The following is a 24,999-nucleotide window of genomic DNA, read 5'->3' on the forward strand; positions in this document are numbered from 1 at the left end:
CTTGCCGCTTTACTTTCCGACAATTTAATGTGCTTTAAGCAATTCACTGCATGATTTATTTAGCAGCTGACGACAACGCCACAGCCCAAGCAGGGCAACCACTAAACCGCCACATAATGGCGCGATGCCCCACCAAGGCCAATGCATGTAAACATTGAGTTCAAACACCTGAGTTTTCAGTAAATACAGGGTAAACTCAGCAACGATAACCGCTAATACGCCGGCGATGGTACCTAACAGTGCAAATTCGAGTCCCGTCGCCGCTCTAAGTAACCAACCCGATGCGCCAAAGGTCCTCAGTACAGCAAGCTCTCGTTGTCTGCTCGCCATTCCAGCCTCGGTCTGCGCTATCATCACTAACGCACTGGCAAGTAACACCAGCACCAATACTAAGGTTAATGACAAAGAGACTTGATCGATGATCTGACGTAACTGTTTCACCATTGCACCGACATCGATAATAGATACCGTTGGGAACTGTTTAATCAATGACAAAATAACCGAGCGTTGTGACTCTTCTAAGTGAAAGCTAGACATTGAGGTATAAGCAAACGGCGCTAGGGCTTCTTTTGTGAAGATCATAAAGAAGTTTGGCTGCAGTGTTTCCCAATGAACAGCGCGAATACTGGCGACTTTTACCGTTAAACGCTGGTTGTCTATGGTATAGGTTAAGCTATCACCTAGGACTAGTTCTAATCGTTCGGCAACTCCGGACTCCACTGAGACATCAAAAGTATCTTGGTTGAACTGACCAGAAATAATTTCGTTATTATCAGGCATGCTGTCACGATAAGTTAGATTTAATTCGCGCGAGATCCCAACTCGTCCCTCATCACCAGCTTTCTTTTGCTCGGAAGATATTAACGGCTCGCCATTAATCGCGCTCAAGCGGCCTCTAATCACTGGATAGATAACTGGAGGAACTTTCACATGCGGTTTCAAGAAATCTGCGATTGCTGCTGTTTCTTCCGGTGCAATATTGACTAGAAAGTAATTGGGCGCATTTTCCGGTAACTGCTTTTGCCACTCGTTAAGAATATCTTGTCTGAGTGCAAAAATGGTCAACAATAGGACTAGCGCACTACTAAACCCAACCAGCTGCACCGCATTTTGTCGCGCCCGGCGTCGAAGTCCGGCTAACGCAAGCTGCAGTGGATTAGTCGTCTTCATGCCGACGCTATGACCCAAACGGATCATAAAGAAGCCTAAAACACTCAGCAAAGTCCCTAACAATAAGACTGCGGCAACCACAGTCAGTGTTAGCGCCAGGCTTTGTGAATACAAATATCCCAATATCGCCATCGCCGTTAAGCTAAGCAGCAGATGCAGCCACATACCGAGCTGCAACCCTTCCAGATGTCCCTGCAATACTCTAAGCGGTGGAATAGATAGCAACCGCATCAATGGGTAGGCTGAAAACATAAAGGCGCTGATAAAACCAGTGCCTATGCCAAGCAGTATTGGCCGACTTATTGGTGGGCTGTAAGCGGCTATTTCAGCGGGCAGAAATGCAGTGATCAGGCGGTCGAGCCCGAAGCCACCGATTAAGCCAAATACCACACCAACAGCAGTAACAAGCAGAAGATGGGTGCCAAATAAAATTCTTATCTGTTTTGCTGAAGCGCCAAATGTCTTCAACATGGCCACCACATCATAGTGACGCTGACAATATCGCTGCGCAGCAATACCGATGGCAGCACAGGCAAGTGCAATGCCCAGTAAACTTGCGAGTAATAAAAATCGTTCAGCACGCTTTACCGCACTGGCTATGGGCGAATCACCTGATTGCACATCAACCCAGCGCTGGCTGGTATTAAGTAATGGCTTAGCTTGTACTTCAAATGCATCAAGTTTTGCGGCATCACCTGCAAACTGGTAAAGATAAGTCACTCGACTACCAGGCTGGATCACCTGTGTTTTAACCACATCCTCAATACGCATCAACACCACAGGAGATGAAGCAAAAGGGTTAAATCCTGCGTCGGGTAAACGGACTATTTCATTGGATAAGTTAAAATTGGCATTACCAATCTCAATCTGCGCTGGATAGCCCAGCAAGCCGCCTAATCGGGTTTCAAACCAGATGTTATCTGCGTTCGGTAACCCTTGAGCAACACCAGAGCTGAGCTCTATATTGCCTTTAAGCGGATAGCCTTGTTCAACCGCTCTTACCGTCACCAGTTGGAATTCATCTCCGGCATATACCATGGAGTTAAACTGCATGCTGGTAACGCGAGCAAGGCCAATATCGTCAGCGATGGCTAACACCTCAGGATCGATCTCTTTAGGGGAGTTAATAATCCTATCAGCTGCGATGAACTTTGACGCTTGGCCGTTGATTGCCAGTTGTAGTCGTTCACTGACGGACGCAAGTCCTGTGACTGAAAGTACTGCTAAGGTGATAGCTAGAATGATCAATAGCAGTTGCCCCTGTGACAACTCTCTTTTAAATAGCCTCCATGCAAGTTTTAGCTCCATGAACTTGCCTCTTTGTCCACGGTATTATCAGCCCGTTCAGCCGCAGTATTCTCAGCTGATTTTTCGGCCACATCCTCGCTAACTTTTTCACTTAAGTTGCCTGAATCCATGATGAATTGTCGCTGACACCGGCTTGCTAAAATCATGTCATGTGTCACCAATATCAGTGTGGTGTCACTCTCACGGTTGAGTTCAAACAACATATCAGCAATTTTATCGCTATTGGCTGAATCTAGATTACCTGTGGGCTCATCGGCAAACAGTACTTTGGGCTCACAGATAAAGGCACGAGCAATTGCAACCCGTTGCTGCTCTCCGCCAGACAGTTGATTTGGAAAGTGGTTCAGCCTATGACTCAATCCAACCCGCTGTAACATCGCCTGAGACTTTTCTTTGGCATTGGCAATACCAGCAAGTTCTGCAGGTAACATAACGTTTTCCAAGGCGTTTAATGTATCAACCAACATAAAGGATTGAAAAATAAAACTCACCTTCTTTTTACGCAGTGCAGCTTTAGATTCTTCGTTTAATGTCTCAAGCGGCACTCCATCAAGCAAAATGGAACCTTGGCTTGGAGAATCAAGCGCCGCAAGTAAACCAAGCAAAGTTGACTTACCCGAACCTGATGGCCCAAGTATCGCAACACTCTCACCCTGCTTGACATCCATATTAATGCCGTTGAGGATAGTCAACTCTCCCTCTTGAGTATTAACCGATTTAATTAGGTGGCTTACCGTTATGGCGCTATTTTCAGACATAAAAACCTTCTTTAACCTTAAAAACCGACGATGTGGTTTTGCTATATTATTTTTATTCAGCAGTTTTCCGCTGAGTGCTGCCCCTATATTAATCCTAGGTGACAGCTTAAGTGCAAGTTATGGAATGCCAGAAAATGAAGGGTGGGTGCATCTATTGCGGTCAAAGATGCCTGAACACACCATCATTAATGGCTCTGTAAGCGGTGAAACCTCCGCTGGTGGATTACGTAGACTGCCCGCCCTGCTTGAATCTGCGAGCCCTGAAGTCCTGTTAGTTGAACTTGGAGGCAATGACGGGCTGAGAGGTTTCCCTCCTAAACAGTTGAAAAATAATCTTACAAAAATCATCGAACTTGCAAAAACAAAACAGATAAAAGTGCTGCTCAGTGAGATCATGGTACCGCCTAACTACGGTCCACGCTATGCATCTCAGATCAGCCAAGTCTATAAAGAGCTCGCTGTGGAGCACGATATCACCCTTATGCCATTTTTCATGGAGGCCATTGTAATAGACAGTAGCTTGATGCAACGAGATGGGATCCATCCGAATGCAAAAGCCCAGCCGCAAATTGCTGAATTTATGCAACCCTGGATCCAACGAACACTTTAAGGAAAACACCAATAATGAACATAGTGCTTGAAGCTCGACTAGCAACTTTGTAGATTATTGATAGGCTCATCTAGCCTATTTAATTTCAGGACAAGTAAGCTTCAGGGAGAGTGTAATGATAAAAATATTTAGCGGCAGTATATTAATTGCAAGCAGCTTTACTATTGGCTGCTTTAGCCACGCTGCTTTAGCTGCTGAAACTGCCAACCCTATAACACCAGCGCCAATAACCCCTGAGCAAATATCCCTCCCTGTAGACCTTAAGTACGATTGGTTGCAACTCACTTCATTAGAGTTACTCAAAGGCGAAATCGTTAACCTCTACGACGACAAACTCGAGTTCGATAGTGATGAACTCGATAGCGTATTTATCGATTGGGAAGATGTAAAAATGCTGCAAAGTAGCGGTATAGTCAGTATTGGGTTTACCGATCTCAGCACCAAAACGGGTCGGCTACTCGTCAAAGATGGCAAGTCCTATATCAATGGTGAAGAGTTTGATAATAGCGAGATAATGACCATTATCGCTGGCGAACAAACCGAAGCTAACTATTGGTCGAGTAAAATCACTTTAGGCGCCAACTTTCGAAAAGGTAATACAGACCAGATAGACTACAACACACTCGCCAAGACCCGGCGACGCACAACGGAATCACGATTCAATCTAGACTATATCGGCAACTTCTCAGAAACTGACGGTGAAAACCGTATTAATAACCACCGGATCAACAGTAACTTTGACTGGTTCATCTCCAAACAGTTTTATCTTAGACCTGTATTTGCTGAAGTCTATATCGACCCATTTTTGAACATAGATTATCGCATCACAATCGGTTCTGGTCTGGGTTACAACTTCATCGATAATGCGAAAACAGAGTGGAGTGTCAGTGGTGGCCCCGCATACACCTATACACGATTTGATACGGTTGAAGCCGATGAAAGTGAAGATGATGGCAGTGCTGCACTGGTCATTGAAAGCCTTTATGAAACGGAAATAACCGGAGACATCGATTTTAATGCGCTATATCGCTTACAGTACGGTAATGAAACTTCCGGCGGTTATACCCATCATGCGATTGCAACGTTAGAGATAGAGCTGACCGATATGTTTGATCTTGACCTGTCATTCGTTTGGGACAGAACCAATAACCCGCAACCTGACGCAAACAAACTAACACCTGAACCTAACGATTATCAGTTTATCATTGGTTTTGGTATCGATATTTAAGAACATACCTTAAAAACGTCAGATAGAACGCTGACATGGCCGATTTAGGCTTCATTAGTAATGAAGCATTATTAACCTTGTTTAGCGTAGAGGCTGTTGACCTCTTCCCAAACATCAATGTTCTCACCTTTAGAGCTTCGTAAGAATAAATACTACAATGTTGATCGCCACTAGCATTTAACATTAATTAAACAGTGTGTTACACGGTTTAATATTATGAATAAAAATCACAATCAGTTGCAACAACATAACTGTTTGAATGGGAGTATCTTCATACATATTTTCAATAACTAACAACAAGCAGAACGTTTAACAGAGCGCACAAGGTCAATCGTTCAATCAATGTTAACAACTTGTCGTCCCAATTTCACATTGCTTATCTGGTACGTCAGTGCAATCTAGAACACGAATAATAAAAATAAATTCTGGAGACGCTATGTTCAACAACAAACCTTCTTGGCTAATGCCGACATTAATCGCTACCGCAGTTGCAATAAGTTTGGGGGCTTGCTCATCTGACGATGACGATACAACAACAGAAATAGAGACACCGCCCGTTGTCACTCCTGAACCAGAAGGGCCAACGTTCCCTGAAGGTGCAATAATGATCGAGGACGGTGAAAACCTCACTATTCGTATCCAAGAAGCGCTTATCGATGCGCAAAGTAACGATGTGATCGTTCTGCCAAAAGGGACATTTGAGATCGAATCAACACTTTTATTTGATGGTGATGTCGACGGTGATGGTAGTTACGCTAAAAATATAACCATAATGGGCTACGGTCAGAATGAGACCATTCTGGATTTCTCAAAATCTAACTCTGGCGACGGTATCTTTGTTCAAAATGCGGTCAATATAATCATTCAAGATCTGTCTGTGAATGAAGCTAAAAATAACGGTATCAAGCTTAAGAATACTAACGGCATTATATTACGTCGCCTCGCTACTGTTTGGGAGGGTGAACTAGATGAAGGTAATGGAGCTTATGGCCTCTATCCAGTCGAGTGTGAAAACATTCTTATTGAAGACACTTATGTACGCGGTAGTGCTGATGCGGGTATTTATGTCGGTCAATCGCAATACATAGTTGTTAGACGTAATATAGCCAAAGAAAACGTTGCCGGTATTGAGATTGAAAACTCAAAATATGCTGATGTGTATGACAACGAAGCCATGGGTAATACTGGTGGTATCCTTGTTTTCGACCTGCCGATTAACAACCATAGATATGGTTCCAGTGTCAGGATTTTCAATAACAAAGTCTACGATAACAATACTAAAAACTTTGCTAACGCTTCAGCCAACCCTGCAGGTGTTCATATTGTGCCGCCGGGCACAGGTATGATTATTCTATCTACTGATGACGTTGAAATCTTTAACAACGAAATCACCGGTCACGATACCATGGGTGTGGCAATCACCAGTTTCTTTATTGCTGAGCCTGACATGTCGGCTTTTGTCGCTAACTATGGCCAGCCAGGCCAACCAATTGAAGATGGCTGGCGACCGACACCACGTAATATTTATCTGCACGATAACGTCATCAGCGGGTATGGCCAAAAGCCAAACGGCTACCTAATTGATGATATAATTAAAGGATACCTTTTTACCCACGGTGCATTTCCAGGAGTTTTATATGATGGCCTCGGCGAAATGCTATCCAATAATGGTACCGCTGCTTACTTAGGCCTTCAAGAGTTGCCTTTTTCTACAGACGGCAGTGATAACGTTTGTGCAAGCGATAATGGTGATGTGTCATTTGGTCGCTTATACGCTAACGATAATACTGATCCAGCCAACCCTGAAGTGCTTTATGAGAAAACTCAAAATAAGCTGATGAACTGTGCTCAGGTGAGCTTACCCGTTCATACCGTGACCTTTGGTGATCAAATTTTCGGTTGCGGCGTTGATGACAATACCGAAGGTTGTGATGGTGGTATTCTCGTCGGTGGTGGCGGTAGCATTGGCGAAGATGAAGGCGGCCTGGTAGGAGATGGTGACTTAAGTCTTTGTAAGGCCGAAAGCACTAATGCCTCTTGGGACGCACTGCTGAAAGCAAACTGTCCAAACCTTTCAGACTACAACTTGTTTGCCGATGCAACAAATCCAGGCAACGCCCCCAACTCTGGTGGCCTACCTTATGATTTAAATACGCCACTGTTTACTGATTACTCAAGTAAATACCGCTACGTATTTGTGCCTGAAGGTAAAAAAGCTGATTTCTCGGCTATGGAGTCAATGGACTTCCCTGTCGGCACGGTCTTAGTGAAGACATTTGCACTTCCTGCTGATACGAGTAAGCGTGGCTTATCGAATGAAGACTTGGTCGAAACACGTTTATTAATCCATCGTGAGAGTGGTTGGACTGCACTGCCTTATGTGTGGAACGCTGAAAAAGTGGATGCTGTACTCGCGAAAGCGGGCGCAATTCAAGGGAAAAAGGTTGTCCACAATGGCGACACCATGGACTTTGATTATGTCGTGCCGAGCATGAACCAGTGTAAACAGTGTCACCAATTTAAGCCTGATGCAGATAGTCCTGCGAAATTTGTCCCTATTGGACCCAAAGCACGCCAACTTAACAGAGATTATGCCTACAGTGATGGCAGCATGAATCAGTTGTTAAAATGGCAGTCCGCTGGCATTTTACAAGGTGTTCCAGAGGTGGCTACGATCGACACCGTACCGGCTTACAATGATGGTGATGAGACCAGCGTTGCCGAGCTTAGTGATGACGCATTGATGAAAACAGCCAAAGGTTATTTAGACATTAACTGCGCTCATTGTCATCGCCCAGAAGGTAATGCCTCTAATACAGGTCTAAAGCTCGAATATTGGAGAGATTACGCTGAAGACGCTGGCTATTCGCACGGTACATGTAAGTCACCCGTTGCCTATGGGGGCGGTTCACTTGGCTTTGACGTTGTCCCTGGCAGCCCAGAAGAATCAATCTTGCACTTCCGTATGGACAGTAATGATCCTGGTGACAGAATGCCAGAAATTGGTAGAAGTCTCTCTCACGCTGAAGGCGTTGCATTAATCAACGAGTGGATTAAGCGCCTGCCTAGTGCATCTTGCTCAGGTTAATTTAGCAGACTAAAAAGGCCGGGATGTTCCCGGCTTTTTTATCATAATCACTTAATTGCCAATACCCGTTCCTCAAAAAATCAACCACTGTCTAGGTGAGTTATGCATAATCTAGTTATCCTCTGTCTAATGCTACTTCTTAGCGCCTGTGGCGGCTCCAGCGACACAAAAGAACTCGCTAACGAAGAAGCACCACAGTCCCCCACTGAACCAACAACGGATCCTGATCCATCACAGTCAGCATGTGACGCCACGACCAGTGAGGTAAACTGGAACGCCTTAATGACTGAAGATTGCCAGCAATTATCACAATATGGATTGTTTATAGATCCCAGTATTCCGACTATTGACCCTATCGCTCCGGGGATCAGCTATCAGCTTGCTACGCAATTGTTCTCCAACTACGCTAGTAAACACCGCTTCATATTTGTTCCTCCTGGGGAGAAAATAGCATATCACTCAAGTGACACCTTCGAGATGCCAATCGGCACTGTTCTTGTCAAAACGTTCTCGTTACCCTTTGATACACAAGTGCTTGGCGCAAGTAATGAAGTGCTCATTGAAACTCGATTACTAATCCATAGAGAAGCGGGCTGGACCACCCTGCCCTATATTTGGAAAAACAACCAAGCAACACTACAACAAGCAGGCATGGATATTCCCCACAGTTTGAACCATCAAGGTAACCAAGAAACTTTCGATTATCACGTCCCAAGTCGCGCAGAATGTAAAATTTGCCATCAATCAACGTTTGCCAGTGACGATCAAACAGTTCGTATTCGCCCGATAGGGATTAAAGCGCATCTACTCAATCTCGATATTAATCATCAAGGCCAGTCCAGTAATCAACTATTGCATTGGCAACAACTCAATATGCTCTCTGGATTACCTAAACTTAGCGAAGTTGGCAAAACCGCTGACATACTTGACCAAAGCGCATCCCTGACAACGAGGGCAAAAGGCTATTTGGATATCAACTGCGCTCATTGTCACAATTCTGACGGGTTTGCCAGTATTTCAGGGCTACGCCTTGGTTTTTATGTCGACCATACTAGCTATCAATACGGTATTTGTAAGCAACCGCCGGGCTGGGATGGTGGTGCCAAAGGCTTGTCTTACGACATTATTCCTAGCGATGGAGAGCACTCTATTTTGGTTTATCGCCAAGAGCTTAATGAGCCCAAAGATAGAATGCCGCCGATAGGGAGAGCCATTACCCACACCGAAGCTGTGACCGTGATTAAAGACTGGATTGATGCTATGGCACCCGAGCTGGGCAATTGCCAGCACTAAGAACGGAGTAAAGAGTAAAGAGTAAAGAGTAATCGAAAGCGAATGCTCCACCATATAGCAAGAGCCATTACCCACACTGAAGCTGTGACCGTGATTAAAGACTGGATTGATGCTATGGCACCTGAACTTGGCAATTGCCAGCACTAGGTAAGGAGTTAGGAGTTAAGAGTTAGGAGTCATCGAAAGCGAATGCTCCATCATATAGGGAGAGCCATTACCCACACTGAAGCTGTGACCGTGATTAAAGACTGGATTGATGCTATGGCACCTGAACTTGGTAATTGCCAGCAGTAAGTAAAGAGTAAGGAGTTAAGAGTAAGGAGTAAGGAGTAATCGAGTTTGAGTAAGCGCTTAATCTTTATTAGTCGCCTTACTTTCCCCCTGATGTAGACGATGAAAATGACCCGGAGGATGGCCAATCCAGTGCTTAAAACTCTGCCTAAAATGGCTAATATCTCCAAAGCCCATTAAGTCGGAGATGGCTTCGATAGAATGTTCACTGGATAAAATAAGATTCACCGCCATTTGGCAGCGAACCTGATCAATCAACTTTTGGTAATTAGTGCCTGCTGCTGAAAGTCGACGCCTCAGTGTACGTGTACTGATCTCTTGCGTTACCGCCATCGACTCCATACTCGGTAATTGGGGAGCGCATTCTCTTAATACAGCTAGCACGTCGGTAATATACGACTGAGCCAGACTTATCTCTGGCGTCAAATCGACATTTTCAAATGAAAAGGTTATCGGCAGCATTAAAAATTTCTGCTCTATAGACCACTCAAAAAATTGCCCATCAAACTGAATATTCGCCCCCGTTCGAGACGCTAAAAATTCAGTTTGTCGCTTAGGTTCGGCCAATATAATCTCTTTAGCTTGAACCTTTTCGCCCGTCAGCTCCTCGGCAAAGGTCATAAGCGAACCGATACTGTGCTGAAACTGACAACTATATTTATCGGTCTCCAACTTATTAGTATTAAGCCATCTGACTTTCAGCGCGCCCTCTTCATTTCTAAGGAATATATCAGAAAAACTTCCGACCAATTCGGGATGTGCGATAACAAATTCGAGGCATTCACCTAGGGTGTTAAACTTGGCTAAATAGCTGAGTAAGAAACCTAAATCAGCAACTTTGTAATCGCTCGCTGCTTTTACTCCAACTTCTGCATCGTTACTGACATTTTGTAGGTAGGTCATTGCATAATCGACTTGCCATACATAAACAAACTGGCTGTGTACTAGCTCAGTCTCTGTCACACCGATATCTCGGCACAATTGCGCTGCAGCCGAGCGACCAAAGTGCTTTTTTAAGTAATTAACCAAATTCCTCAATTCATACGCGGGGTAGGATTGATCGCCAACCATTAGATGAGGTTTATAACTGCAGACTTGGTGCATTTTACTCCACTAATATAATGACTGGTTAACTATATTTTTAGCGGATCTAAATACGAATTAATAGTCTTAAGGGATAATTAGTGACAAAAAAACCTGCCTCAGCAGGTTTTCTCTATTAACGTTCAGCGTGGATTACTTGTGCGGCTGATCTTTCTCTGCAAATTTATTAAAAATTGCATTAAACGAAAGCGAGGCGCCATGAGCAATTTTATCTGCAAGTTTTTTCTTCAGCTGGTAAGTCACCTTCACTACAGTGCGCTCATTTGCAAGCTTCATTATCACATCATCACTGGTAGAAACTTCATCGATTAAACCAAGCTCAATGGCTTGCTGGCCATACCAATGCTCACCCGTAGCGACTTTTTCAATATCAAGCTCTGGACGGTACTTAGAGATAAACTCTTTAAACAGTACATGCGTCTCTTCAAGCTCTTTTTGAAACTTTTCACGCCCTTCATCGGTATTCTCACCAAAAATGGTCAGCGTACGTTTGAAGTCCCCTGCCGTATGTTGCTCGTAATCAATATCATGCTTTTTAAGCAGACGATTAAAGTTCGGTACTTGAGCTACCACACCAATAGAACCGACAATAGCGAAAGGAGCTGCATAGACCTTATTAGCCACACACGCCATCATGTAGCCACCGCTGGCAGCCACTTTATCGACACAGATAGATAATGGAATTTCAGCTTGTCTCAAACGATCAAGCTGGCTTGAAGCAAGTCCATAGCCATGTACCATGCCGCCGCCACTTTCGACGTTGACGATAACTTCATCACCTTTGTCTGCGATAGTCAAAATAGCGCTGATCTCTTCACGCAGTGACGCTACTTCGCTGGCATCGATGCTACCTTTAAAATCGATAACATAGACTTTAGGGTCTAGTTCAGGCTCCTTATTGTCTTTTTGTGCTTTCTCTAGCGCTTTTTCGTCAGCCTTTAGCTGCTTCTCATAGGCCTTAAATGCTTTTTTAGACAGCAACTCCTCTTTAAGGTCATGCTTCAACGATTTCAAGTCATCGCTGATATTGGTAATTTTGAGCTCACCCTTGTCTGTTTTATGCTTTATCGTTGATGCTAATACCACAATCACAACAGCCAAAATCGATACTACAATCGTTACCGCTTTTGCAAAAAATAACCCGTACTCGTACAGAAATTCCAAAATATTCTCCAACCTAATCGATTTTTTGATTTTGTTAATTGCCGCTATTCTAACAGCTATTTGGTAATAAAAAATGCCAATAAAAAACCCAGCATAAGCTGGGTCTTTTTTGATTAAAAAGCAATCTACTTTACATACAAGGTTGGACTACAGCTGCTGCAGCATCAGGGCCTACAACCAAACCAAGATAGATAGTCGGGCTCACGGCATCCGGCAAACCAGCACTATAAGAGAAAAATGCTGCTTGAGTCTGCATCTCAACAGTCACCACATCTTCTAAGCCATCAGTAACACCTTCAACAGGTGATGGAGAGATAATAGAGCTATGGTGTCCTTTAGTAAATCTCACAACACCAGAGCCTACTGTTGTCGTATCGACACACTCAAGACCAAGATTTTCAATGAGCGGCTCAGTACCAGATACTGGATATCCAGGAACACGGTTAGGCAACACCTGATCAGGCAAGCTGTTAGCGCCATCACCGACGATTTCAATCAGGTGTAGTGGCAAGCCTGTCGCTTTAAGCATCGCGGCATGGTTAATTGGGTCTGCACTATCGACTGCCGTTTGAACCGCAAAAGCAAAGGTTGGTAAAAACGCATCATATACCATTTTGACTAATGCATCGTATTCCGGCGTACCGGGCTCATAACCGAGATCTTCATTCGCTTCTTCAACCAGCGCCATAAAGGTTTCGCTGGTAATAATGTTGTCAAACAACATTGGACCAAACGTGGCTGAGCCTATGAAAGTACCCGCAAACCCTCCTGTAGGCGCAACTAATGATGCAGCATTCAGTTTATAAACATAACTGAGATCAGCCCCTGTTGGATGCGTTAGCCCCGTATTTGCATAAGTGGCAAAGTCAGTACCTACGATTGCTCCTAAACTTAAACCTTGTGCACTAATCTGGTTATTGTCAAATACCTGTGGGGCGCCAGCTGCTGCCAATTGTCCAGCATAGCCAGTTAGTGCAGCACGTACGGCTAAATGATCGAAAGTTGCTTGACGGAAGTTATCACGTACCGTCAGTGTACTTGCTATGTTAATAAACGCTAAAGGATCACCTAATGAAAACAGTGTCTCGTCTCCCACAACTGCGCCGTAGCTAGGATCAGATGCTGAAACAGTATACGCACCAGGAACCACTAAATCTTTACCAAATGAGCGGGCACCATGAAGTGGCATATCAATCGCAACAGTGGCAACGCCCATCTCTCCATATGTACCAGCATAGGCAAATGCCATCTCCTTACCGCCACCCAAACCATGCAAAGCGATCGTTGTTGGCCAACCTGTAGCGGGTGCTGGCGCGAAGTTAGGTACCGTCATCTGCACAGGTACAACTTCATAGTTTTTAATTTGCGGGATCGGGTTAAACTTGGTTAGATGCCTCGCCTTATCAGCAGCTGTGCCGTCATCCAAGAACCATAGTTTGCCAGCCAATTGCGCTGGGTCGCTCAATGCAGCAACTGGATCTTCGATGCCATGCACTGTTGCTTGTGTAAAGTAGTTCTCTTGGCTCAGCGTGCCCGCTTGCAGCGCGGTCAGTACTGACACTGGGCTATCATAAGCCGCTGTCCACCAGCCGCTAATTGAAATATTGCCTTCCGCATCGAAACAGTTTGTTGATGAGCATTCACTGTATACCGGCAGTTTTAATGAAGCACTCCAAACATTAACTTTACTCGCACCGCCATAGGCTGGGTGCTCTGGCGGCATCATCAACACTTGCGCCAACGTATAACCACTGTCAGTAGGCGGAGTTACAAACTCAGGCATATAACCAGGCTGGCCTGCAATTAATAGTTTTGACACTTCATAAACATCAGCAACAGATTGCGTGGTAAATAGTCCTGAATAACTAACGGATTCAGCATCCGGGCCACCCGCAGCTGCCATCCCCTTCTCGTAACTGTTTACCGCGGCTTGCAGTAAAAGCTGTGAAGGTGTTTCTAGTGGCTTAGTTTCAATATCTAACTTCAGCAATATGTAGGTAGATGAAGGTGCGATTGCACGTCCTGCTGAATCTTGGATCAGGTTGGTGGTGGCATATATGTAAGACTGTTTCGCTTTAAGTGGTTTAAGCGGCACGATAACTATTTTATTACCTGAGGTTGTCGTAACGAAATCAACACCAAACTGCAGCTCTTCACCGATTTTACAGGCTGAAATATCAGGCGCGCTGCTACATTCTGGATCAGAAGAAAGTGAACCGCCCACTGTTGCTTCGAACATTCTTACCGCACCGGGTTGTTCAACCGATGCTTTACTTAAGGTCAATACAGTACCGTCGCTGTCCATCGCTGGAGCAACTTCAATACTTATAGGCGCTGTGGTAGACCAACCATCTAATGCACCCAAGGCTATGCTTGGATCGGTATAATCCCCGTTTGCTTCGCTTGGCTTGGTTGGATCGTCATCTTGTGGGATATTAATGGTACCATCAAGAGTTCCACTAAAAAGGATATCGTTAGGTAGCGGTAATTCACCGTTGCCGGGATCGAAAACAATGACAGACTGAGGGACCAATGGTTCCGTCTTATCTACTAATTCGTTATAACTGTCTTCACTACAAGCAGTGAGACCCAATGCAGATGTGATTGCGACACCCAAAAAGAGCTTTTTCATCTTTTTTCCCCAAATCTTGTTGTAATAATTTTGTTTTTACTAGGAAATTGGTCACAATAGTCAGCAAAGTATGACCAATAGGGCTTATTGTTAGCCCTTAACTCAACTCAAGTTAACGTAAAAGCATTGACTTAGCTACATTTTTGTCACAAACGATTGATGAATAATCGATCAATAATTAATCGTTTGTTTTAAACAGCTGTTTACCATATCAGCGACTCTAGAAGTGACGGGCGTTTGAGCTCAGAGGAAGTATTAACTCATGTTGGAATATCAAGCTGCAAAAGATTTACTTAATGGCAAAGTTATATTAGTCACAGGTGCTGGTGACGGCATCGGAAAAACAGCGGCGCTAACATACGCTCAGCACGGCGCCACAGTCATTCTGTTAGGTAAAACGGTAAAAAAGCTAGAAGCAGTATATGACCAGATTGAACAAGCTGGTTATCCAAAACCTGCTATTGTTCCGCTCGATCTGAAAGGCGCTACCGAGCAAAACTACCTCGATATGGCTGAAACTATTGAACAGCAATTCGGACAATTAGATGGATTATTGCATAACGCCGGCATGTTAGGCGTGTTAGGTCCGTTTGAACATATCACTATGAGCTCTGTGGAAGAGGTGTTTAAAGTTAATGTGATTGCTGAAATTATGTTAACTAAAGCCTTACTGCCAGTCATGCGTAAATCAGCAAGCGCGTCGCTTATCTTCACCTCAAGCAGTGTTGGCCGCCAAGCCCGCTCATTTTGGGGAGAGTATGCAATGTCGAAATTTGCGACCGAGGGCATGATGCAGGCAATCGCTCATGAATACGAAGGCAGTAACATTCGTACTAACAGTATTAACCCAGGTGCGACTCGCACCGGTATGCGTGCTAATGCCTACCCAGCTGAAAATCCACAACTGCTTAAAAAGCCTGAAGAGATTATGCCTACTTATCTGTATTTAATGGGCAAAGACTCAAGCGACGTTAATGGCCAACAGCTTAACGCACAGTAATAACTTACTTATCTCAGGACGGGACACACAGTAGGATCAAAAAAGGCCGCTAAAATAGCGGCCTTTTTATTGCTATCACTATCTACGAGCGACTACGGCTAGGTTTATTTGCTGATGCAGTCGATTTATGCTTTTTCACTGCACGGCGGATCTTGGCACCACGGACTTTAGCACGAGCAACACTGTGTTTATCAGTGCCGAGTATGCTACGAGTTTCGTCTTCCATACCCGCAGTTTTACGCAAGTAGTTAACGTCTTCCATCGGTAACTCAATCCAACCGCCACGTGGCAAAGATTTAGGTAGCTCAATCATGCCATAGCGAATACGGATAAGTCTGCTCACCTGAACCTCTTGAGATTCCCATAAACGACGCACTTCGCGGTTACGACCTTCAGCTAAGCTGACGTGCCACCACTTGTTCATGCCTTCGCCGCCAGCTGCTTTGACTTTATCAAAACTAGCAGGACCATCTTCCAAGGTGACACCCATGCGTAAACGCTGGATACAAGCATCATTAACTTCACCAAACGTACGTACAGCGTATTCACGCTCTACTTCATTTGATGGGTGCATAAGACGGTTCGCTAACTCACCGTCAGAGGTAAATAGTAATAAACCTGAGGTGTTAATATCCAAACGTCCAACCGCAACCCAGCGTGAATCGCGAGTTTTTGGCAAGCGGTCGAATACCGTAGGGCGACCTTCTGGGTCTTTACGACTACAAATTTCACCTTCAGGCTTGTGATAAGCAATAACACGACAAATCACATCTTCTTCAGATTTTATGGAAATAGTACGACCATCAATGCGCACTTTGACATCAGATTCAATGCGATCACCAAGGCTTGCTATTTCACCGTCAACACTAACTCGGCCTGCAGCAATCCATGCCTCCATCTCACGACGGGAGCCATGGCCTGCTCGGGCCAAGACTTTCTGCAATTTTTCACTCATTAGTAGACTCTTCTGTTTTTTCGGCAACACTTTTCACTGTCGAGAAAAGTGCGTCCAATGATTCGGGATCTGACAACGACGGGAGTTCCGTGATGCTGTCCAAACCGAAATATGATAGAAACTCTGTGGTTGTGGCATAAAGCGCTGGTCTTCCCGGCACTTCTTTATGACCCACAACTTTAATCCAGTTCCTATCGTTTAAACTCTTAATGATATGGCTGCTAATTGCCACACCTCGAACAAACTCAATATCACCACGGGTGACAGGTTGTCGATAGGCAATAACTGCCAATGTTTCTATGGTGGCACGAGAATATTTAGCAGCCTTCTCCTGCCACAATGGTTGCAAGTACGGGCTTAGCTCTGCAAGAGTTTGAAATCTATACCCTCCTGCAACCTTAACTAGCTGTACTCCACGCCCTTCATAATCAAGCTGCAGCTCATCAATAGAGGCCTTTATCTTCGCTCTAGAAACAGTAAACTCTGCAAGTACGGTTTCTTTAAGCGCTTTGATCGTCATTGGCTTAGCCAACACGAAAAGGCTCGCTTCTATTAACTGCTTTAGCTGCTCGGGATTAATCTGTGCCAACGATTTAGATCCTTAGTACGCTCTAACATGTATAGTCGAAAAAGGTTCAGCTTGTACCAGTTCAACCAACAATTCCTTCACCAGTTCCATTAATGCCAAGAAGCTCACCACAACACCACTTCGCCCCTCTTCAAAATCAAACAATGCTTCGAAAGGCAAGTAAGTTTGCGCGTTCAGCTTTGCCAAAATTTGCGTCATACGTTCCCGAGTAGATAATACTTCTCGAACAACATGATGGCTTTCAGTGGCCTCAATACGCTTAAGTACTGATGAAAACGCGCGTGCGACTTCGGTAAGTGACACTTCAGGTGGTAATAACTCTGGCTTTATATTGGCAGCTGGAACCGCTTTTGCTTGAAATAAGTCGCGCCCCATTCTCGGCAGCACATCTAACTTTTCTTGCGCCTCTTTTATCACTTCATACGCTTTTAATTGACGTATTAACTGAGCGCGAGGGTCTTCTTCATCCTCAAGCTCAATCTCAGGTTTAGGCAGTAATAGCCGAGATTTAATCTCTGCTAATGTTGCAGCCATAACCAAATAATCCGCCGCTAACTCAACTTTGGCGCCTTGTAGTAGACGCACGTACTCAAGGTACTGCTGGGTTACCGCAAATATAGGCAGATCAACCACATCGAGTTTTTGTTTGCGAATAAGGTATAACAGCAGGTCTAACGGCCCTTCAAAGGACTCAAGAAATACCTCTAACGCTTCGGGCGGAATAAAAAGATCCTTCGGCATCACCTTTACAGGCTCACCTCGCACCACGGCTAAAGGTAATTTTTGTACAATTGCCCCCATCCGTCACACCCACTCTTTCGCAAACGCGCGATTATACCCGTAAATAACGACTGTTTAAAGCGATACTCACCTTAAGTTACCTTAGAGCACAGCTTATTGGAATGGGGTCACATCTCCAGCGCCTTCGCGGATAATGTCAATGTCACCCTCTGACATATCAATGACAGTTGTTGGCTTCTCACCTAAGTAACCACCATGGATAATCAAGTCTACCTGATGCTCAAGAATGTCACGAATATGCTCAGGATCTGACTCGGTAAACTCTTCACCCGGTAGAATTAAACTGGTAGACATCAATGGTGCATCAAGCGCCTCTAATAGCGCCAACGCAATGACGTTATCTGGTACACGAATACCTATGGTTTTCTTCTTTGGATTTTGCAGACGTTTAGGCACCTCTTTTGATGCTTTAAAGATAAACGTATAAGGCCCGGGCGTATTATGTTTTAACACGCGATACGCTTGATTATCCACCCGAGCATAAGTTGCAAGCTCTGACTGATCACGACACATTAGTGAAAAATTGTGGTCGTTATCGATTTGCCTAATACGCGCAATTCTACTCATTGCATCTTTATCACCTAACAAGCAGCCCAGCGCATAGCCTGAATCTGTTGGATAGACAATGACGCCGCCCTTTTGAATCACGTTGACGGCTTGACTGATTAAGCGTGCTTGAGGGTTGTCCTCATGCACATAAAAAAACTGACTCATGGTGCTTCCTTCCATTTTTCTGACTGCCAAACCCAATGTACACCTTGGGGTTGGAACATATTTTTGCCCAGCTCTATCCAGCTTCCTGGAAAATGAAAATCACTTCCTAGTGAGCACATCAAGTTATTGAGTACACTTAACGCAATCAAATTACTGCGATCATCAATAGTCTGTTGACCCAATACCACTTCAATCGCATCGCCATTGGCTTCTTTAAACTCCCGCACTAAGCGTTTTAACCATTTAGCTGACAGTTTGTAACCACTTGGATGGGCTAAAACGGCAACGCCGCCCGCCTGATGGATAATGGCAATAGCACTGGCCATATCCCCCCAATTATTAGGTGCATAACCTGTCTTCCCGCGAGCTAAGTACTTCTTAAAGACATTGGCTGTCGTCGTGGCATAGCCTTGCTCCGCTAACCAACGTGCATAATGACCGCGACTAATTGCAGCGTCACCAGCATAAAATTTAGCACCATCATATGCGCCTTCGATGCCTGCTTTTGTGAGTCGCTCGCCTATCTCAAACGCTCGAGCAGCTCTTAGTTCGCGTTGATGTGCTAAAAACTCAACCATAGCTGGATCCTCAATATTAATATTGAGTGCCACAATGTGAATATCGAAACTGTTCCAACAGGTGGAGATCTCAACACCGTTGATTAATTCTAATGGCGTTTCATGGCTTTGATTGTATTGGTGTGCTTCTTGTAGGCCATCGGTGGTGTCATGGTCAGTGATAGCAAACACTTGCACACCTTTACTGATAGCACGTTCTATTAATTCTGAAGGGGTGAGTTGACCATCTGATGCCGTCGTATGACTGTGCAGATCAACCAATTTTATTTCATCAATGTTTTCATCTTTCATCCCCATATAATACGTGAGTTTACAAATTAAAGGGGATTTAAATAGCCTAAATGTAATCAAATTGATTATTTGGGTGTTTTAGATAGTAATGACTCTCGGACTAAAACGGCACTCGTGAATCATACGTTTTGTTCATCAAAAAACGCATCTTTAATGCACTAACTCACCTTGATACCTAGCGGGGCAACTCCCCGAGTCTTGCGGTGTTAGTGTACGGTTTGTTAAATAGGTAAATATTTTTCAAAATAATGCCAAAATCAACACCCTTTCGCTCCTCATCTCGCCTTTACCGTTAAATTTTCATTATCTTTTCTCAAAAAGAGGAATATTCAATTGACAGCCTTTGTCTGCAAATGTTTTTATATAGCCACGACAACAAACTAGATTGATAATTTAATGACACAGTTTACAACTTTCCAAAACATTAATTGGTGGTGGCACTTCCCAAACTAGCGGGTGGTGTGAAAATCTGTGCTCAATCAGTTTGAGACTAGATTCAACAAGAAAGCCCGCACACATTGCGGGCTTTCTTGTATCTAAACGGCAGTAATAGCGTTAGATACAGTTCCCCAAGTGGCAGGCTCTTGATTTCTCATTATAAAGATAACGTTAAAAGAGATATGACAATGAACACAATTGCTAAAGTGGTGACTCAAAAGGAAGCGCTTGCTTATCATGACGATCCGTTGCGCTTATACCAGCATGTGACCAACGATGCACCGCACACCATGTTGCTTGAGTCTGCAGATATTGAGAGCAAAGACCACCTTAAAAGTATGATTTTGACCCATGCAGCAATGAAGATCCGCTGCGATGGCTATAAACTCTGTTTTGAGGCATTTACTCAAAACGGCCAAAAACTGTTACAACCTATAAAGCAGTTTTTAAGTGCCAATTTTGCCACAACGGAGTTTACCGAATCATCGACAAACTCGTTAACGGTAAAATTGCAAAAAGAGTCTAGCCAACTTGATGAGGATGCTCGCTTAAAGGCAACCTCTCCACTTGATGGCTTAAGAATGCTGGTCAAACATATACATTGCAATGAGGCGCCTGCGTTTGAAGACCTATTTTTGGGCGGCGTATTATCCTACGATCTGATTGATACTGTGGAGCCGTTACCTCAAGTACCAGAAGGCGACAATAGCTGCCCAGACTATCTATTCTATCTCGCCGAAACCTTGATTCTGGTTGATCACCAACAGCAAACTGCCGACATCATCACCCACCAGTTTGACACCTTTAGCGAGGTAGATAAGCTAGATGTTCAAACAACACTTGCAAATCGAATGGCGGAGCTGCAGCAAACCTGTAGATCCCTCGACCCTATTGCTGAGCTAAAAACCGTTAATGCTGAGACTCAGGTAAACATCTCTGATAGTGAGTTTAAACAAACGGTTAATGATCTAAAGCAGCACATCATTGCCGGTGATATTTTCCAAGTGGTGCCATCTCGTAGCTTTAGCCTGCCCTGCCCTAATACACTCGGTGCGTATCGAGCCCTAAGGCTCACCAACCCAAGCCCCTACATGTTTTACTTTAGAGGGGAAGGATTCACCCTCTTTGGCGCTTCACCTGAAAGTGCACTTAAATATGAGGCCTGTACCAATCAAGTTGAGATCTATCCCATTGCAGGTACGCGTAAGCGCGGTAAGACTGCCGATGGTGAGATTGATTTTGATCTAGATAGCCGTAATGAGCTGGAACTGCGTCTCGATAAAAAAGAGCTGTCTGAGCACATCATGCTCGTCGATTTGGCACGTAACGATGTTGCTAGAATAAGCCAAAGTGGCACTCGAAGAGTACCGGAGCTATTAAAAGTTGACCGTTACTCCCATGTTATGCATCTCGTTAGCCGAGTCACAGGTCAGCTGCGAACCGACCTTGACGCCTTACATGCCTATCAAGCCTGTATGAATATGGGCACCTTAACAGGCGCGCCCAAAGTCAGTGCAGCGCAACTTATTCGCGGCGCAGAAAAAACCCGTCGTGGCAGTTACGGCGGCGCCGTAGGTTACCTCAATGGGCTTGGTGATATGGATACCTGTATCGTTATTCGCTCCGCTTTTGTCAAAGACGGCACTGCTTATATCCAAGCTGGTGCGGGCGTTGTGTATGACTCAGATCCACAAGCCGAAGCCGATGAAACAAGACAAAAGGCACAAGCCGTCATTTCAGCCATCAAGATGGGAGGTGGACTATGAAGATCTATCTACTCGATAACTTTGACTCATTCACCTATAACCTAGTGGACCAATTTAGAAGCCTAGGCTATGAAGTGGTTATTTATAGAAATGACGTCGACGCCGATTTTATCGCAGCCAAGTTACTGAATGAAACACAACCAACCGCATTGGTGTTATCACCAGGTCCTGGCGCGCCCCATGAAGCGGGTTCACTAATGGCATTAATTGGCAAAGTTGCCGGCAAGCTGCCAATGTTAGGCATCTGCTTAGGGCATCAAGCACTGATTGAACATTATGGCGGCAAGGTCGAGCGAGCACAGCAAGTGGTACACGGTAAAGCCAGCCCAACAGTGCACAACGGTAAAGATATCTTTGCCAACCTGCCCTCACCTTTGCCCGTTGCTCGCTATCACAGTTTAGTGGCAACTCAGGTGCCTGACTGCTTAGAAGTTATTGCTACCACTGAAGATATGCCGATGGCCATCATTCATCAACAAGATAAGGCCGTAGGATTTCAATTCCACCCAGAATCAATACTCACCACGCTTGGCAGCCAGTTGTTAGTGCAGTCGTTAAATTACCTTGCACAATCAATAATTCAAACCAATACCAAACTTGACGGAAAAGGATAATACAGTCATGACCACAACACCTGAAAATGCCCGACTGCTTGAATCACTTTATCGTGGTGAATGCCTTAGCCGTCAAGAAGCTAAAATACTGTTTAGCAGTATCATTCAAGGCGAAATGAACGAAGTCACCATGGCGGGGATGTTAGTTGCGATGAAAATGCGCGGCGAAACCATTGATGAAATATCAGGCGCAGCAGATGCGTTAAGAGCCGCCGCAAAAAACTTTCCGACACCAAGTGAGAGCACGGTAGCACAAGGTATTGTGGATATTGTCGGTACCGGCGGCGATGGCCATAACACCATCAATATCTCGACTACCGCCGCTTTTGTTGCCGCAGCCGCCGGTGCAAAAGTCGCTAAACATGGCAATCGCAGCGTTTCAAGTAAATCTGGCTCGTCAGATCTTTTAGCTCAGTTCGGCATCGATTTGACCATGGCGCCTGAAACCGCCCGTGATTGTTTAGATAACTTAGGCCTTTGCTTTTTGTTTGCGCCCCATTATCACGGCGGCGTCGCCCATGCTGTACCAGTTCGACAAGCACTTAAAACTCGAACCCTGTTCAATGTACTTGGACCACTGATTAACCCATCACACCCTGACTTTATGTTGCTCGGTGTGTATAGCGCCGAACTGGTGGCTCCCATCGCACAAGTCGTTAAAGCCCTTGGCATAAAACGCGCAATGGTCGTTCACGGTAGCGGATTAGACGAAGTAGCACTACACGGTAACACCTTGGTAAATGAGCTCAATGAAGGCACTATTACTGAGTATTACCTTACCCCAAGCGAACTTGGCGTAGAAACAGCGCAGTTAATCGACCTTGAGGGCGGTGCACCAGAAGACAACGCCGCATTTACCCGGGCGATTTTGCAAGGCAAAGGCTCAACGGCACACATTAACGCAGTTGCGATTAACGCTGGTTGCGCCCTGTACATCTCAGGTGTTGCAGACTCACCAAAAGCTGGCACAGCATTGGCGTTAGCCACCATTGAAAGCGGTAAAGCCTACCAACTGCTGACAGCGCTGGCTGATGCAAGCCAAGCGGAAGGAGCTTAGTGTGAGCCAACATTCTAATACAAGCACTAATACCAGTACCAATCACGAGACTGATTTAAGAGAAGCATCAATGGCCAACAGCACGACTGCAACAGAGAGCAATGTATTAACCAAAATTGTTGATACCAAGCCTGAACATATTGCGGCTTTAAAACTACGTTTTCCTGAGGCGAGTTTAATGCCGAAGCAATCAGACCGCAGCCTGTTTGATGCACTTAAAGCGCCTAATGCGGGCTTTATTTTAGAGTGCAAGAAAGCCAGCCCATCGAAAGGGCTTATTCGAGATGTGTTTGATGTGGACGCCATTGCCGATGTTTATGACCGCTACGCCGCTGGGATCTCAGTATTAACTGACGAGCTTTTTTTCCAAGGCGACATGGACTACATACCTCGCGTCCGCGCCCGTGTGCGTCAGCCTATCTTGTGCAAAGACTTTTTCGTTGATGAATACCAGATCAAACTCGCCGCCCATCAGGGCGCCGATGCGATATTGTTAATGCTATCGGTACTCGATGATGCTCGCTATCAAGCGCTGGCTGCCGAAGCTGCCAAGTATCAGTTAGATATTTTAACTGAGGTGAGTAACGAAGCTGAACTGTCGCGCGCCATTACATTGAATGCTGCGATAATTGGTATTAACAACCGTAACCTACGTGACTTATCAACCGATTTAGCCACCACAGAAGCGTTAGCACCGCTAATTCCAGCTGATCGCGTGGTGATTAGTGAGTCAGGGATCTACAATAATGCCCAAGTACGCCGTTTGGCGCCGTTGGTCGACGGATTTCTTGTCGGCAGCTCATTGATGGCGGAAGATGACTTAGATTTGGCCTGCAGAACCTTAACCTTTGGTCATAATAAAGTTTGCGGTTTAAGCCGTATTGAAGATTTGATTGAAGCCGCCAAAAAGGGTGCAATTTATGGTGGATTAATTTTCGCTGAAAAATCACCTCGAGCCGTAACGCCAGCGCAGGCCGTTGAGCTTATAACTCAGTTAGCAACATCAGCTTATAAACTTAATCTAGTCGGTGTTTTTGTAAATGAGTCTAGCGATAGAATCACAGCACTTGCAAGTCAGCTTGGACTATATGCGGTGCAACTGCATGGACAAGAGACCGCACTTGAAATTGATACGCTTCGAGATGCACTGGCAGAGTTAAAAATAGATTGCCAAATTTGGAAAGCGGTTGCCGTTAAATGCGACGGTAGTGATACTAAGCTTGAGGCTCCGAGCAATGCCGATCGCATCCTATTCGATAGTAAAAGTGACGGTCAGTTTGGCGGCACCGGACAAGCTTTTGATTGGCAACAAGCAATTCCTAATCGCAACCTGGCGATGTTAGCGGGAGGCTTAAGCACCAATAACGCCAAACTTGCCGCTAGCCAAGGCTTTTATGGGCTCGACTTTAACAGTGGCCTCGAGCAAAGCCCTGGGGTCAAAGATCATCACAAAATCGCCGAAACATTTAAGCATCTGCGTCAGTACTAGTATGAGAATCCCCCTGCACGCCAGCAACATAAACGCTGGACTGCAGTAAGAAATGAAAGAT

19 protein-coding genes and 1 other annotated feature are annotated in these 24,999 nt (G+C 44.9%); of the genes, 9 read left to right on the top strand and 10 right to left on the bottom strand.

Annotated elements, in window-relative coordinates:
* Window positions 1-24: 24 nt before the first annotated feature.
* Window positions 25-2,478, bottom strand: coding sequence for an ABC transporter permease (locus JK628_RS14030; protein WP_202285247.1), 2,454 nt, complete (start codon window positions 2,476-2,478; stop codon window positions 25-27).
* Complete coding sequence (locus tag JK628_RS14035) at window positions 2,469-3,236, bottom strand: ABC transporter ATP-binding protein (protein ID WP_202285248.1); 768 nt, start codon at window positions 3,234-3,236, stop codon at window positions 2,469-2,471. The genes JK628_RS14030 and JK628_RS14035 overlap by 10 nt, the downstream gene beginning before the upstream one ends.
* Between JK628_RS14035 and JK628_RS14040 the strand changes: the two genes are divergently transcribed.
* From JK628_RS14040 to JK628_RS14055, 4 genes are all read left to right on the top strand, one after another.
* A complete protein-coding gene (locus JK628_RS14040; RefSeq protein ID WP_202285249.1) occupies window positions 3,217-3,846 on the top strand; it encodes an arylesterase in 630 nt (209 codons plus the stop codon). The two genes, JK628_RS14035 and JK628_RS14040, sit on opposite strands and share 20 nt — an antisense overlap.
* Window positions 3,847-3,961: 115 nt before the next feature.
* Window positions 3,962-5,074: a DUF481 domain-containing protein gene (locus JK628_RS14045; RefSeq protein ID WP_202285250.1), complete on the top strand. Its 1,113-nt coding sequence runs from the start codon at window positions 3,962-3,964 to the stop codon at window positions 5,072-5,074.
* A 436-nt stretch (window positions 5,075-5,510) separates the two neighbouring features.
* Complete coding sequence (locus JK628_RS14050; RefSeq protein WP_202285251.1) at window positions 5,511-8,162, top strand: parallel beta-helix domain-containing protein; 2,652 nt, start codon at window positions 5,511-5,513, stop codon at window positions 8,160-8,162.
* Window positions 8,163-8,264: 102 nt separating this feature from the next.
* Complete coding sequence (locus JK628_RS14055; protein ID WP_202285252.1) at window positions 8,265-9,455, top strand: SO2930 family diheme c-type cytochrome; 1,191 nt, start codon at window positions 8,265-8,267, stop codon at window positions 9,453-9,455.
* A gap of 351 nt (window positions 9,456-9,806) precedes the next feature.
* Here the strand turns inward: JK628_RS14055 and JK628_RS14060 are convergent, their stop codons facing one another.
* From JK628_RS14060 to JK628_RS14070, 3 genes are all read right to left on the bottom strand, one after another.
* On the bottom strand, window positions 9,807-10,850 hold the full coding sequence (locus tag JK628_RS14060) for a helix-turn-helix domain-containing protein (RefSeq protein ID WP_202285253.1): 1,044 nt from the start codon (window positions 10,848-10,850) through the stop codon (window positions 9,807-9,809).
* Between the two features lie 132 nt (window positions 10,851-10,982).
* Window positions 10,983-12,014 (bottom strand): protease SohB, encoded by a 1,032-nt coding sequence (gene sohB, locus JK628_RS14065; protein ID WP_202285254.1) that lies wholly within the window; start codon window positions 12,012-12,014, stop codon window positions 10,983-10,985.
* Window positions 12,015-12,144: 130 nt separating this feature from the next.
* Window positions 12,145-14,646 carry a VolA/Pla-1 family phospholipase gene (locus JK628_RS14070; RefSeq protein ID WP_202285255.1) on the bottom strand — a complete coding sequence of 834 codons (2,502 nt, stop codon included), beginning with the start codon at window positions 14,644-14,646 and terminating at the stop codon, window positions 12,145-12,147.
* Window positions 14,647-14,908: 262 nt separating this feature from the next.
* On the opposite strand from JK628_RS14070, the gene JK628_RS14075 reads away from it, so the two are divergent.
* Window positions 14,909-15,646, top strand: coding sequence for a YciK family oxidoreductase (locus JK628_RS14075; protein WP_202285256.1), 738 nt, complete (start codon window positions 14,909-14,911; stop codon window positions 15,644-15,646).
* Window positions 15,647-15,728: 82 nt separating this feature from the next.
* On the opposite strand, the gene rluB is transcribed toward JK628_RS14075, so the two are convergent.
* The 5 genes from rluB to rnm all read right to left on the bottom strand — a co-directional run bounded on the left by rluB (window position 15,729) and on the right by rnm (window position 19,580).
* The gene (gene rluB, locus JK628_RS14080; RefSeq protein ID WP_202285257.1) at window positions 15,729-16,601 is read right to left on the bottom strand and encodes a 23S rRNA pseudouridine(2605) synthase RluB; all 873 of its coding nucleotides are present in this window, start codon (window positions 16,599-16,601) and stop codon (window positions 15,729-15,731) included.
* On the bottom strand, window positions 16,594-17,190 hold the full coding sequence (scpB, locus tag JK628_RS14085; RefSeq protein ID WP_202285258.1) for an SMC-Scp complex subunit ScpB: 597 nt from the start codon (window positions 17,188-17,190) through the stop codon (window positions 16,594-16,596). The genes rluB and scpB overlap by 8 nt, the downstream gene beginning before the upstream one ends.
* 12 nt (window positions 17,191-17,202) lie before the next feature.
* Window positions 17,203-17,991, bottom strand: coding sequence for a segregation and condensation protein A (locus tag JK628_RS14090; protein WP_202285259.1), 789 nt, complete (start codon window positions 17,989-17,991; stop codon window positions 17,203-17,205).
* Window positions 17,992-18,084: 93 nt separating this feature from the next.
* On the bottom strand, window positions 18,085-18,705 hold the full coding sequence (locus JK628_RS14095; protein ID WP_202285260.1) for an L-threonylcarbamoyladenylate synthase: 621 nt from the start codon (window positions 18,703-18,705) through the stop codon (window positions 18,085-18,087).
* The gene (rnm, locus tag JK628_RS14100; protein ID WP_443019968.1) at window positions 18,702-19,580 is read right to left on the bottom strand and encodes an RNase RNM; all 879 of its coding nucleotides are present in this window, start codon (window positions 19,578-19,580) and stop codon (window positions 18,702-18,704) included. The genes JK628_RS14095 and rnm overlap by 4 nt, the downstream gene beginning before the upstream one ends.
* Before the next feature lie 417 nt (window positions 19,581-19,997).
* Window positions 19,998-20,108 (top strand) — a sequence feature (Trp leader region).
* Between the two features lie 86 nt (window positions 20,109-20,194).
* Between rnm and JK628_RS14105 the strand changes: the two genes are divergently transcribed.
* The 4 genes from JK628_RS14105 to trpCF all read left to right on the top strand — a co-directional run bounded on the left by JK628_RS14105 (window position 20,195) and on the right by trpCF (window position 24,938).
* Window positions 20,195-21,778: an anthranilate synthase component 1 gene (locus JK628_RS14105; RefSeq protein WP_202285262.1), complete on the top strand. Its 1,584-nt coding sequence runs from the start codon at window positions 20,195-20,197 to the stop codon at window positions 21,776-21,778.
* Window positions 21,775-22,392, top strand: a complete 618-nt coding sequence (locus tag JK628_RS14110; protein ID WP_202285263.1) for an aminodeoxychorismate/anthranilate synthase component II — start codon at window positions 21,775-21,777, stop codon at window positions 22,390-22,392. The genes JK628_RS14105 and JK628_RS14110 overlap by 4 nt, the downstream gene beginning before the upstream one ends.
* A gap of 7 nt (window positions 22,393-22,399) precedes the next feature.
* Window positions 22,400-23,449 (top strand): anthranilate phosphoribosyltransferase, encoded by a 1,050-nt coding sequence (gene trpD / locus JK628_RS14115; RefSeq protein WP_202285264.1) that lies wholly within the window; start codon window positions 22,400-22,402, stop codon window positions 23,447-23,449.
* Between the two features lie 70 nt (window positions 23,450-23,519).
* Window positions 23,520-24,938 carry a bifunctional indole-3-glycerol-phosphate synthase TrpC/phosphoribosylanthranilate isomerase TrpF gene (gene trpCF, locus JK628_RS14120; RefSeq protein ID WP_202289828.1) on the top strand — a complete coding sequence of 473 codons (1,419 nt, stop codon included), beginning with the start codon at window positions 23,520-23,522 and terminating at the stop codon, window positions 24,936-24,938.
* The last annotated feature ends 61 nt before the right edge of the window (window positions 24,939-24,999 follow it).

Source organism: Shewanella sp. KX20019, assembly GCF_016757755.1.
Lineage (GTDB): Bacteria > Pseudomonadota > Gammaproteobacteria > Enterobacterales > Shewanellaceae > Shewanella.